The sequence below is a fragment of the Acidisoma sp. L85 genome (genome assembly GCF_009765865.1).
Classification (GTDB): domain Bacteria; phylum Pseudomonadota; class Alphaproteobacteria; order Acetobacterales; family Acetobacteraceae; genus Acidisoma.
In genome coordinates, this window is record NZ_LMUQ01000040.1 from 17535 (window position 1) to 30145 (window position 12611).

A 12611-nucleotide genomic window follows, 5' to 3' on the forward strand; every position below is an offset into this window, starting at 1 on the left:
GGTCCATTTGATCCAGCCTCGGACCTTGAGGTGGATCGGCCAGTGCTGCCATCGAACTCCCCTTCTTAATGCTTCGCGCTGCGCCGCGTAGAACTGACGCCCATCCTGCCAGATCGGCTGCGACAATCTCGAGCCGATGCTGCCGGAAAGCCGACAATCAGACGACGGCATCGGGCCGGCCCCGGCCCCCTCATTACCCGCCACACCATGGAGGTTCGCTCAATGGATAGCGTACTTCAGGCACCACTCATTCTGATAAAGGGTAGAGGTCGTGGCGTAGGTGCCGCGACTGCGCGACTTGCTGCTGCTCAAGGTTACGATGTAGTGATCAGCTTCGTCTCCAATGAGCCTGCCGCCCTCGCGGTAGCGGATGATGTGGAAGCTGCTGGACGCCGGGCTTTGGCCGTGCGCGCAGATAGCGCGGATCCTGAGCAGGTCGCTCAGCTATTCGCGGCGATCGACCGGAACTTCGGCCGGATCGACGTATTGGTGAACAACGCCGTGATAATTGCGCCGCACTCCCGGCTAGAGGATCTCGAATTCGAGCGCATGCGGCATATCTTCGCGGTCAACGCGATCGGCCCTATCCTGTGTGCACAGCAGGCCGTGAAGCGCATGTTATTCCGTTACAACGGGCATGGCGGCGCGGTCATTAGCGTCTCATCGGCATCGGCCCGGCGCGGCAGCCCAAACGAATATGTCGACTACGCAGCGTCGAAGGGTTCCGTTGAGACATTCACGACCGGCTTCGCCAAGGAGGTCGCGCGCGACGGCATACGCGTCAACTACATTCGCCTCGGGCACATTTACACTGACATGCATGCGAGCGGCGGAGAGCCGGGACGGGTGGATCGCGTCAAAGACGCGATCCACCCGGGAAGAGGGGGCAACCTGAAGAGGTCGCGCGAGCGATCCTCTGGTTAGCAAGCGCCGAGGCTTCCTTCACCACTGGCACTTTCCTCGATGTCATTGGCGGCAAGTGAGCAACAGGGCGGCGAACCGCAGCGATCCGTTTTACTGAGGCATGTAACCAATCGCGACACAGGAGCGAAGAGACTCCTATGAATGCGTTTTTTTGCATCCCCGAGAAAGGCAACGGCTCCTATCGATCGTTGGCCATACTCCGCTGGGTGATGGTTTTGATATTTGTGGCGTTTGGCATCCAGAAGTTCACGCCGCAGTCGGCGCATGGGATCGTGCTTTACATAAGCAATAGTCCATTTGTTTCGTGGCTCTCAATTCTCGGCGTGCGCGGAGAAGCAGATTTCCTTGGCATCGTTGAGCTGAGTATCGCAGTCCTTCTCGCGGCGGGGTCGGCTATTCCCGTTCTGTCAGCCATTGGCTCGTTGATGGCGGCGGGTTGCTTTGCCATCACATGGTCGTTCTTCTTCACGACGCCGGACGTCGTTAAGTGGAGTTTCTCGACAGATCCCATCGCCTGGAATCTCACCGGTGAGTTCTTGTTCAAAGATATAGTCCTGTTGTGCGTTTGTATTGTGTTGTTTCTGGCGTCACTGCCGCAATCTATGACGAGCTCTCCGCGATTGACCCAAAATGGCCGCCTAAGTAAAGATTGATGGATCCACAGCCAGGATCCTCGCGCTGCTGTCGCGAGGTCGGTCGGCATTACCGGGCCATCGATGGGCCGAATTCTCGACGGCTTACCAACTTCGGCTCGAACGCCTACGCGTCAAGCATTCCACAATCCTTCGAGGAAAAAGGCCTTCGATTTCGAGCCAGCATGGCGGAATTTGACGGCAGCCTGATAGGATGGGCTGTCGTACCAGGCTCTAGCTGCGGCCATGTCGGGGAATTCGAGTATTACGGCACCCTCGATCGGCTCCCCTTCGAGCTGATCGAGGGTGCCATAGGTAGCCAGCGGCTTCAAAGGATGGCCCTGCGCCGCAAGGGAAGCGCGTGGTCCATAATCCGCGAGGGCCGCGGAATCGAGAGTCTGTTCACGGATCATGACAAAGTAGGCGCTCATGGCAGTCATTCTTTCGAGTAAGATGAAGATCCAAAGCGGAGGCTTGCGAATTGGATTGACCGGCAAGCCTTGATCACCGGCGTCGACGTCAGATCTGAGCCAGGCCGCCGTCGACTGGAAGATCGATGCCGGTGACATAGCTTGACTCGTCTGAAGCCAGGAAATAAGCGCCTGCCGCAAGTTCCTCCGGAAGCCCGAGGCGGCCGAGCGGCGTCATCGAGGCGAACGCGCCTTTGGCCGCATCCGAGGCTTCGTCACTGTCGAATTGACCGCGGATGATAGGGGTTTCCGTCGCGCCGGGACTGAGCGAGTTGACGCGAATACCATTGTCTTTGAGTTCCTGCGCCCACACGCGCACCAGGGCCCGCACACCAGCCTTCGCAGCGGCGTAGGTGCCATGAGCGGCCACGCCCTTCACGTTGATGATGGAGGAGACAACGACGATCGAGCCGCCACGTGACATTAGTGGCAGAGCCTTCTGCACCGTGAAGACGACGCCTTTCACATTGATGTCCATGGTCTTGTCGTAATGGGCTTCCGATAGATCGAAGATTTTGGCGTGCTCGATGAACCCGGCATTTGCTACCACGATATCGACCTTCCCCCTTTCTGCCCTCACCGTCGCATAGAGCCGGTCGAGGTCGGCAAGACTCGCCACGTCTCCTTGCACGGCCGTGACATTTTTGCCGATGTCAGCCTTGGCTTTTTGCAGTTCGGCCTCACGGCGACCTGTTATGAACACGTAAGCGCCTTCGCGTACGAACCGCTTCGCTGTCGCGAGGCCGATGCCGCTAGATCCGCCGGTGATCACCGCGACTTTTCCTTCGAGATTGGACATGATGGGCTCTTTCCTATGGCCGCTGCTCAGGCGGCCGTTCCGGGCTAAGCGGAACAATCGGACTGATGAATGTCCCGATGGCCGCCGATGGGAGGAGTATTGCCATTCCCGATGGCCGTGAGCAGACTGCTCGAAGCGATAGTGTGTATTCTCGCGAGGAATAATGGACCGTCTTCAGGCCATGGCCACCTTCGTGCGTGTGGTCGACACGGGCTCCTTTTCGGGGGCGGCGCGGCAGCTACGCGTTGGGCAGCCTGCGGTGTCGAAAACGATCGCACAGCTTGAGGATCGCTTGCAGGTGCGCCTGCTGGTGCGCTCATCGCACGCCCTCGCCCCGACTGACGCGGGCCTGCGCTTCTACGAGCGCGCGAGTCTTGCCATCAAGGAGGCTGACGAAGCAGAGCTGGAAGCGCGTGGCGCCGGCGCCGGACTGTCGGGGCGGCTCAGGGTCTCTGCGGCAACGACATTCGCCCGACTTATGATCATCCCACGACTGCCGGAATTCCTGGCGATGCATCCGTCACTCGACATTGACGTGCTTCTCGACGATCGCGTCATTGACGTCGTGGCGGAAGGTATCGACATCGCGCTCCGCATGGGCACACTGAGCGACTCGACTGCTGTAGCTCGCAAGCTGGCCACAGGCGGCAGGTCCGTGGTTGCCACACCCGCTTACCTAGCTCGAGCTGGCCTACCCAAGGCCCCGGCCGATCTCGTCCATCATCATGCTCTGGTCTACAGCCAGCTCGACGACACCTGGTCGTTCCGAAAAGGCGACATCGAGGCAACAGCGACCGTACGTGGACGCGTTCGCCTCAGCGCAGCGGAAGGTATCCGAGCAGGGGTGCTCGCAGACATGGGATTGGCTGTAACATCGGACTGGATGTTCGCACCCGAACTTGCGAGCGGCGCTGTTCAGCGCGTATTGGCGGACTGGACGCTCCCTACCATCGACTTATGGGCTGTCTTCCCGACCGGTAGACTCGCGAGCGCGAAGGCACGCGCCTTCGCCGAATTCGTCGAAGACATACTGCGCACTGGGTCACCGCTCGCAGTCCGACATTCGGCCTGATTTGATCGGCGCACGAGGCGGCACTCTCTCCCTCCGCGACTATCGTACGATTCCAAACCGTCGATATATTTCGGAGCCGCTAATACGCGGTAATTGAGAGCGTTTTTGCCTTGGCGGCGCGATGGCGACAGCGAGCCGTGCTGCTGGCGATTACCGCGCCGGTAAGGCAAAAACGAATTGGGCTAAGCCGCGGGCCGTAGAAGCGAGCTATGGGTTTTGATTGCCGCCGGCTCGCGTTAGGACGCGCCGTGACGTGGGCTGGGAAGCAGGTAGCGGCGGGCAAGGAGGGGGCGTTTCGGACCGGCCATACCACTGGCAACGGCCACGCACGAGGCGGATTCATTGCTGCGGGCGGTGTCGAGCCGGTGTGGGTGAGCGGGGCACGAGCGGGGCCCGTCCGGTCCGTGGGGCGGAGCCGGCCGACAGATCGGGATTGGGGTGCCGCGATCGTTATGAGGTGTCGCAGATCCAGCGAGATTTGGCTGGCCGTGCCAGAACGTCGATGACTAGCATGTGCCCGCGGCCGCAGGCCGGGCAGCTTGTCAGTGATGTGCTGGCCAGGGTGGAGCGCACGGTAGTCAGCCGACGTGGCGGATCTCGGCTCACATGGGTCGGGTGGCGTCATGCCGAGTAGTTCACGACAGCGGGCGAGTTTGCGTTCGCGTTGATGATTGCAGAGGAACCCGAAGTAGCGGATGCGGTGAAAGCTGTCCGGCAGGACGTGGATCAGGAAGCGGCGGATGAACTCGTCGGCGGTCAAAGTCATCGCGCTGTGCGGATTGCCGCGGCGGCAGTCTTTCCAGCGGAAGCGGACCCTGCCATCGTCGATGGAGAGTAGTCGGCTATTGGCGATGGCGATGCGGCGAGTGTAGCGGCCGACGTAGGTGAGAACCTGCTCCGGGCCAGCGAAGGGTCGCTTGGCGAAGACGACCCATTCCGACTTACGCGCTGGTGCCAAGTGACGCAGGAACGCCGCCCGTTCCTGCAATGGCAGCAGGCCCGAGAAGAAGCGTAACCTGCCAGCTGTGAACGCCTTCTCCAACGCGTGCAGAAACAGACCTCGGAACAGTCGCGACAGCACGCGGACCGGTAGAAAGAAGCCCGACCGGCAAGCAACCCAGCGATTGCCGTCCGGCGAGATCCCGCCGCCGGGGACGAGGCAGTGCAGATGCGGATGGTGCATCAGGTTCTGCCCCCAGGTGTGTAGCACGGTGAGGAAGCCAATCTCGGCACCGAGGTGCGCCGGGTCGGCGGCGATCCGGCGCAGGGTCCGGGCAGCGGCTTGGAACAGAATGTCGTAGACGACCGGCTTGTTCTGGAAGGCGATCACGGCGATCTCGTCCGGCACGGTGAACACGACGTGGAAGTAGGGTACGTCGAGCAATTCTGTTTGCCGGTGCGCCAGCCATCGGGCGCGAGCCAGTGACTGGCACTTAGGACAGTTGCGATTGCGACAAGAGTTGTAGGCGATGCGTTGATGACCGCAGCCGTCGCAGCGCTCGACATGCCCGCCGAGGGCTGCGGTGCGGCACAGCTCGATCGCTCGCATCGCTTGGCGCTGCACGGTGGAAAGCGACGCGCCATGCAGCGCCCGATAGGCCTCACCATAGCGGCGGAATACCTCCGCGACCTCTGGCGTGTTGCCGGCCATTGCGGCCGGGTTCAGGCGGGTGCCGGCGCCGCCTCTCCCGCTGCAGGCGGGGCTGCCCGCAGGCCGTCCAGCGGGCTGGCGGTGGCGCAGACCTTGTGGGTCGCCAGCCGCAGCTATCGGGCCGTGGTGTTCAGGCTACGATGGCCGAGCAGTAGCTGGATGGTGCGCAGGTCAGCACCGCTCTCGAGTAGATGCACCGCGAAGGCGTGGCGCAACGCGTGCGGCGTGACCGGTTTGCCGATGCCGTGCTGGCGCCGCATGATGCGACAGGTGTCCTCGACGGCCGATGGGGTGATCGGCTGTCCTGGGACGTCGCCGGGGAACAGCCACTCCTTGGGACGGGCAGTGCGCCAATAGTCGCGCAGAAGGTCGAGCAGTGTGGGCGACTTCGGCTGGGCTCATCACGACCGGAAGATGTTGTGGCCTGCGACGGCCGAACGGCAGGACCTCGTCGAGGTTCCAGTCGCGCATGAGGGTGGTTTTGTAGAGGAACCGCAGCGCCGCGACGGCGACGGCGACGGCGATCGAACTGGGCGATAGGTGCCGCTCCTGGGTCAGATAGAGTTGAAAGGCTTGGATCTCGGCAGGCCCGAGGAGTTCTGGCGATTTGTGGAAGCATTGGGCGCATATGGCGCCGTATTGGACGTAGGCACGTTGCGTATGTCGCGAGAGGCCGCGAAGCTCCATGTCCTCGGTCATGCGTTGGCGAAGCGGGGTCATCGATTGCTCCTATGCAGGTGTGGCGCGCCACGGTCCTGCAAACGGGGCAGTCAGATGAACAACGAACGATTACCGGCCTCGCGGAAGACTACGCCGGATTGCTCAACCTATCGCGCGCGACCACGCGACTCCCGCGCAGCGGGTTAGTACACATCGTGCCTTCGCTTAAACCTCGCAAATGTCGCCGACGCTTGCGCGAAGGTCTTCCGAGGCTTGACGTTGCTCAGTCACAGAACGGCAAGCATGCCCCCGTCCACATACAGAATTTGCCCGTTTACGAAATCCGACGCTGGCGATGCTAGGAACACGGCTGCTCCGATCAGATCTTCGGGTGTTCCCCAGCGTGCGGACGGCGTACGGCCGCGGACCCAAGCATCAAAGGCTTTATCCTCGATCAGCGCCTTGTTCATCTCTGTGATGATGTAGCCCGGCCCTATGGCATTGGACTGAATATCGTACTTTGCCCATTCCGCCGCCATCGACCGGGTGAGCAGTTTGATGCCGCCTTTGGCAGCCGTGTAGGGAGCGACCGTGGCGCGCGCGACCTCGCTTGTCAGAGATCCGATATTGATGATCTTGCCGCCTTTGCCGCGCGCGATCATACGGCGCGCGGCTTCGCGTCCCATCACGAAGGCGCTCGTCAAATTGGTTTCCAGCACGCGCCGCCAATCCGCGACGGCAAGGTCGATCATAGGCTTGCGGAATTGGATGCCAGCGTTGTTGACGAGGATATCAATGTCGATGCCTGCTTCATCGAAGGCCGCGAAACCCGCCAGCACGGCCGCTTCATCCGCAACATCGAAGGCGCTGACCGAGACCGTATATCCCGCCTCAATGAATCCCTCTTTGGCCGCTGCGAGCTTCGCTGCGTCCCTTCCATTGAGTACGACGGCCGCGCCCGCTTCGGCCAAGCCACGCGCCATCACAAGCCCCAGGCCGCCAGATGATCCGGTGACAAGGGCTGTTCTGCCCGAGAGGTCAAAAAGTTTGGACATTTCTAAGCATCCGTCCGCCGCACCACGAGATCGGATCGCTCGAATACCGAGGCCTGCAGCTCCGTGCCTAGGCCAGGACCTTCCATTGGATAGACGTAGCCATCGCGGATCACCGGCACTTCAGTCACGAGTTCCTTGTACCAGCCAGTGTAGAAGGCACGTACCGATTCCTGAATGAGGGTGTTCGGCTGGCTGAAGGACATGTGAACAGCCGCCGCGAAACCCACCGGGCCGATGCAGTCGTGCGGCGCGAATGGCTTGTGATAGGTTTCCGCCATGGCGGCGATCTTGCGCCCTTCGGTCAGTCCGCCCGTCCAGCAAAGATCGACCATTACGATACCGATCGCATCGCGGTCAAGCATCTCCTTATAGGCCCAGCGCGACCCCAGCGTTTCGCTGGCGCAGACCGGCACATGTGTGGACCGCGCATATTCCGCAAGCGCCTGACTGGAGTTCATGCGAATCGGATCCTCGAACCAGGTCGGCTCAAAAGGCTCCAGGGCGCGAGCGATGCGTTTGGCGGTCGTGAGGTTCCAGAGCGAGTGGAACTCGACCATGATCTCCATGCGGTCACCGACCCGCTTTCGAATGAGTTCGAAAGGCTTCAGCGCCGCCTTGAGCTGTCCAGTCGAGATGTCGAGCCCGCCGGTCTCGCGCGCCGCCGGGTCGAAGGGCCAGATCTTCATAGCATTGATGCCGCTTTCAAGCAGATTCTCGGCTAGAATCCCGGCATCCGTCGTGAAGCTCTGCAGATCTTCATACGGACCCGCCGTCCCGATATTCCAGGTATTGACCGGGCGGATGTCCAGGTTGCGCACATACTGGTAGCCAGCACAGGTATTGTAGACGCGCAGCTTGTCGCGGCAGAGGCCGCCGAGCAGCTGGTACGCGGGCTGGTTCGTGGCCTTGCCCCAAAGATCCCATAAGCCAATGTCGATGGCGGAGGCCGCGCGATACTCGGTGCCTGTGCTGGACTGCGCCATTGGCAGATCGACGAGTTCCTTGTGGATCGCCTCGATGCGCAGCGGGTCACGGCCAAGCAGTCTTGCGCCAAGGGTATCATGGATGTGAGATGCCACCGCGCCCGCGCCGTAGAACGTCTCCCCAAGGCCAATGACGCCTGCATCAGTATGGATGCGTACCCACAGCACATTCTCGAACTCCCGCGTGGAGAGCGTTTCGATCGCGGTTATCTTCATGGTCGTTTCCAATCGTCCCTGTCGGCGGCCAACTGTGCGGCGGCGCCCGGCTTCAGGTCACACCGGCGTTAAGAAGTGCTTTGATGGTGAGGTCGAAATGATCTGCCATGGCTTTCTCCGCCCCTTGCGGATTGCGGTCCTGAATAGTCGCAGCGATGACCGAATGACCGCCGACGCTTTCGCGCCTTGCGGCGTCGTTCGGGCGGCTGGCCCAGCCGATAGCCCAGGTCTCGTGCGTAACCACCCGGAAGGATCCTACAAGGAGTGCAAACAGCGGGTTGCGAGATGCGCGGGCGATGAACTCATGGAACTGCATGTCCAATTCCATCACTCGGGCAGGCTTGTCGAAGTGACGCAGCATATCCGCCGCGACCGCCGTGATGTCGGCGGCTTCCCGTTCCGTGCGCCGGAGAGCCGCCAAAACAACGGTGCGCAATTCAATCGACCGGCGCACGTCCAGAATCTGCTGGATATTAACCTGCTTCGTATGCACCGCGTGTTCGATTAGCAGGCTGGTGACGGACTCGTCCGCCGCCGCCACGCGCGCCCGCCGGCCATTGCCGACATCGATCAGTTTCAGCGCCGCCAGGCCACGGAACCCCTCCCGTGCAACCGCCCTGGACACACCAAGCCGCGTTGCAAATTCGGCCTCGCTTGGCAAGGTCGCGCCGACTGCTAGGCCATTGTCGCGAATGTGGCGGCGAATTTCGCACATCACGCGATCGACGAGGCTTGCGGGCTGCGCGTCCGGGACCGCTTCCCCAGGCGCACTTGCCTCTTGTTCCAGTCCCATCGGGCGAACCTATCTGATAGCTCAAGCTATGATCTTATGAAAGATGTCGCAACCTATTTGTCATGGGATATTGGCCATGTTAGATGCCTTGCAATAAGGGACTCGCCCAAGACAATGACCGTCCCCGAAAAAGGGGCGGAGCCTTTAAGCGGCCAGGGGAGGAAGGTTTGGATGATAGGGGCTCGAGCATCGACCCTGTTTCGCCGGTCCCCCGTTTGGGCCGCCGTCGTTCTGCTCTATATCGTGGCGGCGATCGTTTCGCCGGCGATGCTAAAGCCCGCGCAGATGCTCAACATCCTTCAGGTGACCGCGTTTCTTGGTCTGGTCGCGACCGGACAGACGATGGCTCTTCTGACCGGCGGCATCGACCTCTCCGTCGCGGGCGTCGTCACGATGACGAATATCGTGGCGACCAGCCTCATGCTCGGCCAGAACCAGAATATCGCCGTCGCCATCATCTGCTGCGTCCTTCTCGGCACCGCCGTGGGTATAATAAACGGACTTCTGATCGCGGTTTTGCGCGTCGCCCCGATAATCGCGACGCTTGCCATGAACTCCATTCTGTTCGGTTTGGCCCTGGTCTATACAGGCGGCGCGCCGCACGGATCGTCGGCGAATGCCTTCAATGTCATCGGGCAAGGACGTTGGTTCGGCCTTCCCGCAAGCGCGATCTGCTGGCTCGTGGTGGCAATCGGCGTCGCCTACATGATGCGGCGCACGACGCTGGGCCGCTGGATCTACGCGGTGGGTGCGAATGAAGCTGCCGCCCGCTTAATGGGGGTTCCCACACGCATAGTGGTGGTGACGGCCTACGCCCTCAGCTCGGTCCTCGCCGTTCTCGGTGGTCTTCTCGTCACCGCCTATGTCGGCAATCCCAGCCTTGGCATTGGAAATCAGTTCCTGCTGACCTCGGTGGTGGCCGTCGTTGTCGGCGGCACGGCACTGACGGGCGGCATCGGCAGTGTCGCGGGCACCATCGCCGGTGCTCTCTTTGTGACTGAGCTCACCAGCTTCACCAATATCGCCCAGGCGTCCACGGGGACGCAGTACGTCATCCAAGGGGTGCTCATTGCGATCAGCGTCGTCGCGTATCGCATGCTCGGCGCGCGCACGGCCGCATAATCAACAACAATCAAACACGGATGACAACCATGAAGAAGATCATGATGCGGCGTCGCGAGGCACTGAAAGTGGGGCTTGGCGCGGCGGGACTCGTCGCCATTGCGGCGAGCGGCGCCACTGCTTTGGCTGATGCCATCAGCAGCGCGAAGATCGTCGGCTCAGGGGAGATGGCGAAGGGCATCAGCAAACCTGGCAAGCTGCGTATCGGATTTTCCAACGGTTTTTCAGGCAATACATGGCGCACAGAATGCCTGACCTCGATGTTGAACGAGGCCAAGCTCAATACCGATCGCTACGAGCTGATCGTAGTTGACGGCCAGGGTGACATCAGCAAGCAGGTCAATGATCTCGACGATCTCATCGTGCAGAACGTCGATGCCATCCTATGCATCGCGAATTCCGGCACAGCCGTGGTCCCAGCCTTCCGCAAGGCGACCCGCGCTGGCATCATCGTCGTTCCGTTCAATCTTCCCGTCGAAGGTGAGCATTGGACGGCCTACATTGGCACCGACCCCGAGAAGAAGGGGGCCACCACCGGTAAGGCCCTGAACGATATGCTTGGCGGCAAGGGCAAGATCGTCGCCCTCGGTGGACTGCCCGGCAATTCCTATACAGCCGGATGCTGGGCCGGCGCAAAATCTCAGTTCGAACCAGGTATCCAGATTCTGGCCTTCAAGGATGCCTCATGGCAGGAAGACCGCGCCAAGGTGGTGATGGCCGATCTATTGGCCGCGTATCCCCAGATCGACGGTATCTGGTGCGACGGTGGGCAAGACGCCGCCGGCGCACTCAAGGCGATGATAGCCGCCAACCGGCCTCTCGTGCCCGCCACCGGCGACGACTACAATGGCCTGTTCAAGCTGTACGACGCACAGAAGGCGAGTAATCCCAAGTTCAAGATCGCCTGCGTTTCCGAGCCTTCTTGGGAAGGCGTCGTCGCGCTCCGCACTACTGTCAAGCTGCTTTCCGGGCAGGATATGCCGAAGCGTCAGATCATCTATCCCCTGCTGATCGACGACAGTAACTACACCCAGTTCATGAAGCCTGGCCTTCCCGATGGCGTCTTTGTCGACACGCTTCTGACGGACGATCAACTCAAGAAGCTCTTTGGCTGATCGCACGAACAGAGAGCCCGACCGGATGTTGGACGTGGATAGGCCCGAGATAGCGAACGAGACCAACGCGCTTGAACTCATCGACGTGGACAAAAGCTTCCCGGGTGTCCGCGTCCTCAAGGGCGCGTCCTTCGCGTGCCGGCCGGGCGAGGTGCATGCCCTCATGGGCGAGAACGGCGCCGGCAAATCAACGCTTATGCGCATCATTGCCGGCGTCTGGAAGCCTGAGGCTGGCCGCATCCTGATCCGTGGCCGAGACGTGCAAATCACGGGGCCGAAACAATCCCAGGATCTCGGCATCGCGATGGTCTACCAGGACACGCGCTTGGTTCCAGATCTCGATGTTTCTCAGAACATCTGGTTCGGGCGCGAGCCTGGCGGTGCCGTTCTAGTCGATCGCGGCGCGATGGATCAGGGCGCTCAGTCAATTTTCGATCGCCTCGGCGTGTCGATCGCGCTCGACACGCCGGTTCGCGACCTCACCGTTGCCGAACGCCAGCTCGTCGAGATTGCGCGGGCACTGACGACCGACCCCGCCGTGCTCATTCTGGACGAGCCAACCTCCGCGCTGGATGCTGCCGAGATACAGCATCTCTTCACCATCATCTGCCAGCTCAAGAAGAACGGGACGGCGGTGATCTTTATCTCCCACCGCCTGCCGGAAGTCTTTGCAATCGCCGACCGCATCACGGTGCTGAAGGATGGCGAGGTGGTTGGCACCGTTGATCGGGATGAGGTCGATCACGAACAATTGGTCGCCATGATGGTTGGGCGGGAGATGGCTCTGGCCTATCCGCCGCGCGCCTCGCATGCCGCTGGCGCCGACCGGCTGGTGGTCGAGAACCTGTCCAGCCCCGGACGGTTCGAAAGCCTGTCCTTCCACGTCCGCGCTGGCGAGATCGTGGGATTCGGCGGCATCCAGGGCAACGGCCAGGCAGAGGCTGTGCGTGCGTTGTTCGGATTGCTACCCTGGACCGGCACAGCGACGCTGGACGGCACCAGCCTGCCCCACGGATCGCCGGCGCGGGCCATCAAGGCTGGCATCGTCTATGTCCCAGGCGAAAGGCACCGCGAGGGGCTGTTTCTGCCGCACTCGATCCGCGAAAATATCTCTCTTCC

12 protein-coding genes and 3 pseudogenes are annotated in these 12611 nt (G+C 61.4%); 6 read left to right on the forward strand and 9 right to left on the reverse strand.

Going from position 1 to position 12611, the window contains the following annotated elements:
- Nucleotides 1-222 precede the first annotated feature (222 nt).
- Both GSQ83_RS12170 and GSQ83_RS12175 read left to right on the forward strand, forming a co-directional pair.
- Nucleotides 223-983 (forward strand): annotated as a pseudogene (locus tag GSQ83_RS12170) (SDR family oxidoreductase).
- A gap of 78 nt (nt 984-1061) precedes the next feature.
- A complete protein-coding gene (locus GSQ83_RS12175; protein ID WP_158803173.1) occupies nt 1062-1577 on the forward strand; it encodes a YkgB family protein in 516 nt (171 codons plus the stop codon).
- 113 nt (nt 1578-1690) lie between these two features.
- On the opposite strand, the gene GSQ83_RS12180 is transcribed toward GSQ83_RS12175, so the two are convergent.
- On the reverse strand, nt 1691-1987 hold the full coding sequence (locus tag GSQ83_RS12180) for a DUF1330 domain-containing protein (protein ID WP_158803174.1): 297 nt from the start codon (nt 1985-1987) through the stop codon (nt 1691-1693).
- Between the two features lie 88 nt (nt 1988-2075).
- Nucleotides 2076-2825 (reverse strand): SDR family NAD(P)-dependent oxidoreductase, encoded by a 750-nt coding sequence (locus GSQ83_RS12185; protein ID WP_158803175.1) that lies wholly within the window; start codon nt 2823-2825, stop codon nt 2076-2078.
- A gap of 163 nt (nt 2826-2988) precedes the next feature.
- Between GSQ83_RS12185 and GSQ83_RS12190 the strand changes: the two genes are divergently transcribed.
- Nucleotides 2989-3897: a LysR family transcriptional regulator gene (locus GSQ83_RS12190; protein ID WP_158803176.1), complete on the forward strand. Its 909-nt coding sequence runs from the start codon at nt 2989-2991 to the stop codon at nt 3895-3897.
- A gap of 450 nt (nt 3898-4347) precedes the next feature.
- Here the strand turns inward: GSQ83_RS12190 and GSQ83_RS12195 are convergent.
- The 6 genes and pseudogenes from GSQ83_RS12195 to GSQ83_RS12215 all read right to left on the reverse strand — a co-directional run bounded on the left by GSQ83_RS12195 (nt 4348) and on the right by GSQ83_RS12215 (nt 9255).
- Nucleotides 4348-5548 (reverse strand): annotated as a pseudogene (locus GSQ83_RS12195) (IS91 family transposase).
- A 113-nt stretch (nt 5549-5661) separates the two neighbouring features.
- Entirely contained in the window at nt 5662-5925 is a 264-nt protein-coding gene (locus GSQ83_RS12200) for a tyrosine-type recombinase/integrase (protein ID WP_158803187.1), read from the reverse strand.
- A 91-nt stretch (nt 5926-6016) separates the two neighbouring features.
- A pseudogene (locus tag GSQ83_RS31210) lies at nt 6017-6268 on the reverse strand (phage integrase N-terminal SAM-like domain-containing protein); the annotation flags it as partial.
- A 227-nt stretch (nt 6269-6495) separates the two neighbouring features.
- Entirely contained in the window at nt 6496-7263 is a 768-nt protein-coding gene (locus GSQ83_RS12205) for an SDR family oxidoreductase (RefSeq protein ID WP_158803177.1), read from the reverse strand.
- Nucleotides 7264-7265: 2 nt separating this feature from the next.
- Entirely contained in the window at nt 7266-8462 is a 1197-nt protein-coding gene (locus GSQ83_RS12210; RefSeq protein ID WP_158803178.1) for a mandelate racemase/muconate lactonizing enzyme family protein, read from the reverse strand.
- A gap of 52 nt (nt 8463-8514) precedes the next feature.
- Nucleotides 8515-9255, reverse strand: a complete 741-nt coding sequence (locus GSQ83_RS12215) for a FadR/GntR family transcriptional regulator (RefSeq protein ID WP_216850078.1) — start codon at nt 9253-9255, stop codon at nt 8515-8517.
- Nucleotides 9256-9426: 171 nt separating this feature from the next.
- On the opposite strand from GSQ83_RS12215, the gene GSQ83_RS12220 reads away from it, so the two are divergent.
- A complete protein-coding gene (locus tag GSQ83_RS12220) occupies nt 9427-10377 on the forward strand; it encodes an ABC transporter permease (RefSeq protein ID WP_158803179.1) in 951 nt (316 codons plus the stop codon).
- Nucleotides 10378-10387: 10 nt separating this feature from the next.
- On the opposite strand, the gene GSQ83_RS29870 is transcribed toward GSQ83_RS12220, so the two are convergent.
- Nucleotides 10388-10558: a hypothetical protein gene (locus tag GSQ83_RS29870; RefSeq protein WP_159014714.1), complete on the reverse strand. Its 171-nt coding sequence runs from the start codon at nt 10556-10558 to the stop codon at nt 10388-10390.
- Between GSQ83_RS29870 and GSQ83_RS12225 the strand changes: the two genes are divergently transcribed.
- Complete coding sequence (locus tag GSQ83_RS12225; RefSeq protein ID WP_159014713.1) at nt 10545-11492, forward strand: ABC transporter substrate-binding protein; 948 nt, start codon at nt 10545-10547, stop codon at nt 11490-11492. The genes GSQ83_RS29870 and GSQ83_RS12225 overlap by 14 nt on opposite strands.
- A gap of 34 nt (nt 11493-11526) precedes the next feature.
- A partial coding sequence (locus GSQ83_RS12230) for a sugar ABC transporter ATP-binding protein (protein WP_158803181.1) occupies nt 11527-12611 on the forward strand: 1085 nt, incomplete at its 3' end.

Bases quoted from the DNA above. Each gene is read 5' to 3' on its own strand.
- GSQ83_RS12175 (WP_158803173.1), top strand. From the start codon at position 1,062: ATGAATGCGTTTTTTTGCATCCCCGAGAAAGGCAACGGCTCCTATCGA.
- GSQ83_RS12180 (WP_158803174.1), bottom strand. From the start codon at position 1,987: ATGAGCGCCTACTTTGTCATGATCCGTGAACAGACTCTCGATTCCGCG.
- GSQ83_RS12185 (WP_158803175.1), bottom strand. From the start codon at position 2,825: ATGTCCAATCTCGAAGGAAAAGTCGCGGTGATCACCGGCGGATCTAGC.
- GSQ83_RS12190 (WP_158803176.1), top strand. From the start codon at position 2,989: ATGGACCGTCTTCAGGCCATGGCCACCTTCGTGCGTGTGGTCGACACG.
- GSQ83_RS12205 (WP_158803177.1), bottom strand. From the start codon at position 7,263: ATGTCCAAACTTTTTGACCTCTCGGGCAGAACAGCCCTTGTCACCGGA.
- GSQ83_RS12210 (WP_158803178.1), bottom strand. From the start codon at position 8,462: ATGAAGATAACCGCGATCGAAACGCTCTCCACGCGGGAGTTCGAGAAT.
- GSQ83_RS12215 (WP_216850078.1), bottom strand. From the start codon at position 9,255: ATGGGACTGGAACAAGAGGCAAGTGCGCCTGGGGAAGCGGTCCCGGAC.
- GSQ83_RS12220 (WP_158803179.1), top strand. From the start codon at position 9,427: ATGATAGGGGCTCGAGCATCGACCCTGTTTCGCCGGTCCCCCGTTTGG.
- GSQ83_RS12225 (WP_159014713.1), top strand. From the start codon at position 10,545: ATGGCGAAGGGCATCAGCAAACCTGGCAAGCTGCGTATCGGATTTTCC.
- GSQ83_RS29870 (WP_159014714.1), bottom strand. From the start codon at position 10,558: ATGCCCTTCGCCATCTCCCCTGAGCCGACGATCTTCGCGCTGCTGATG.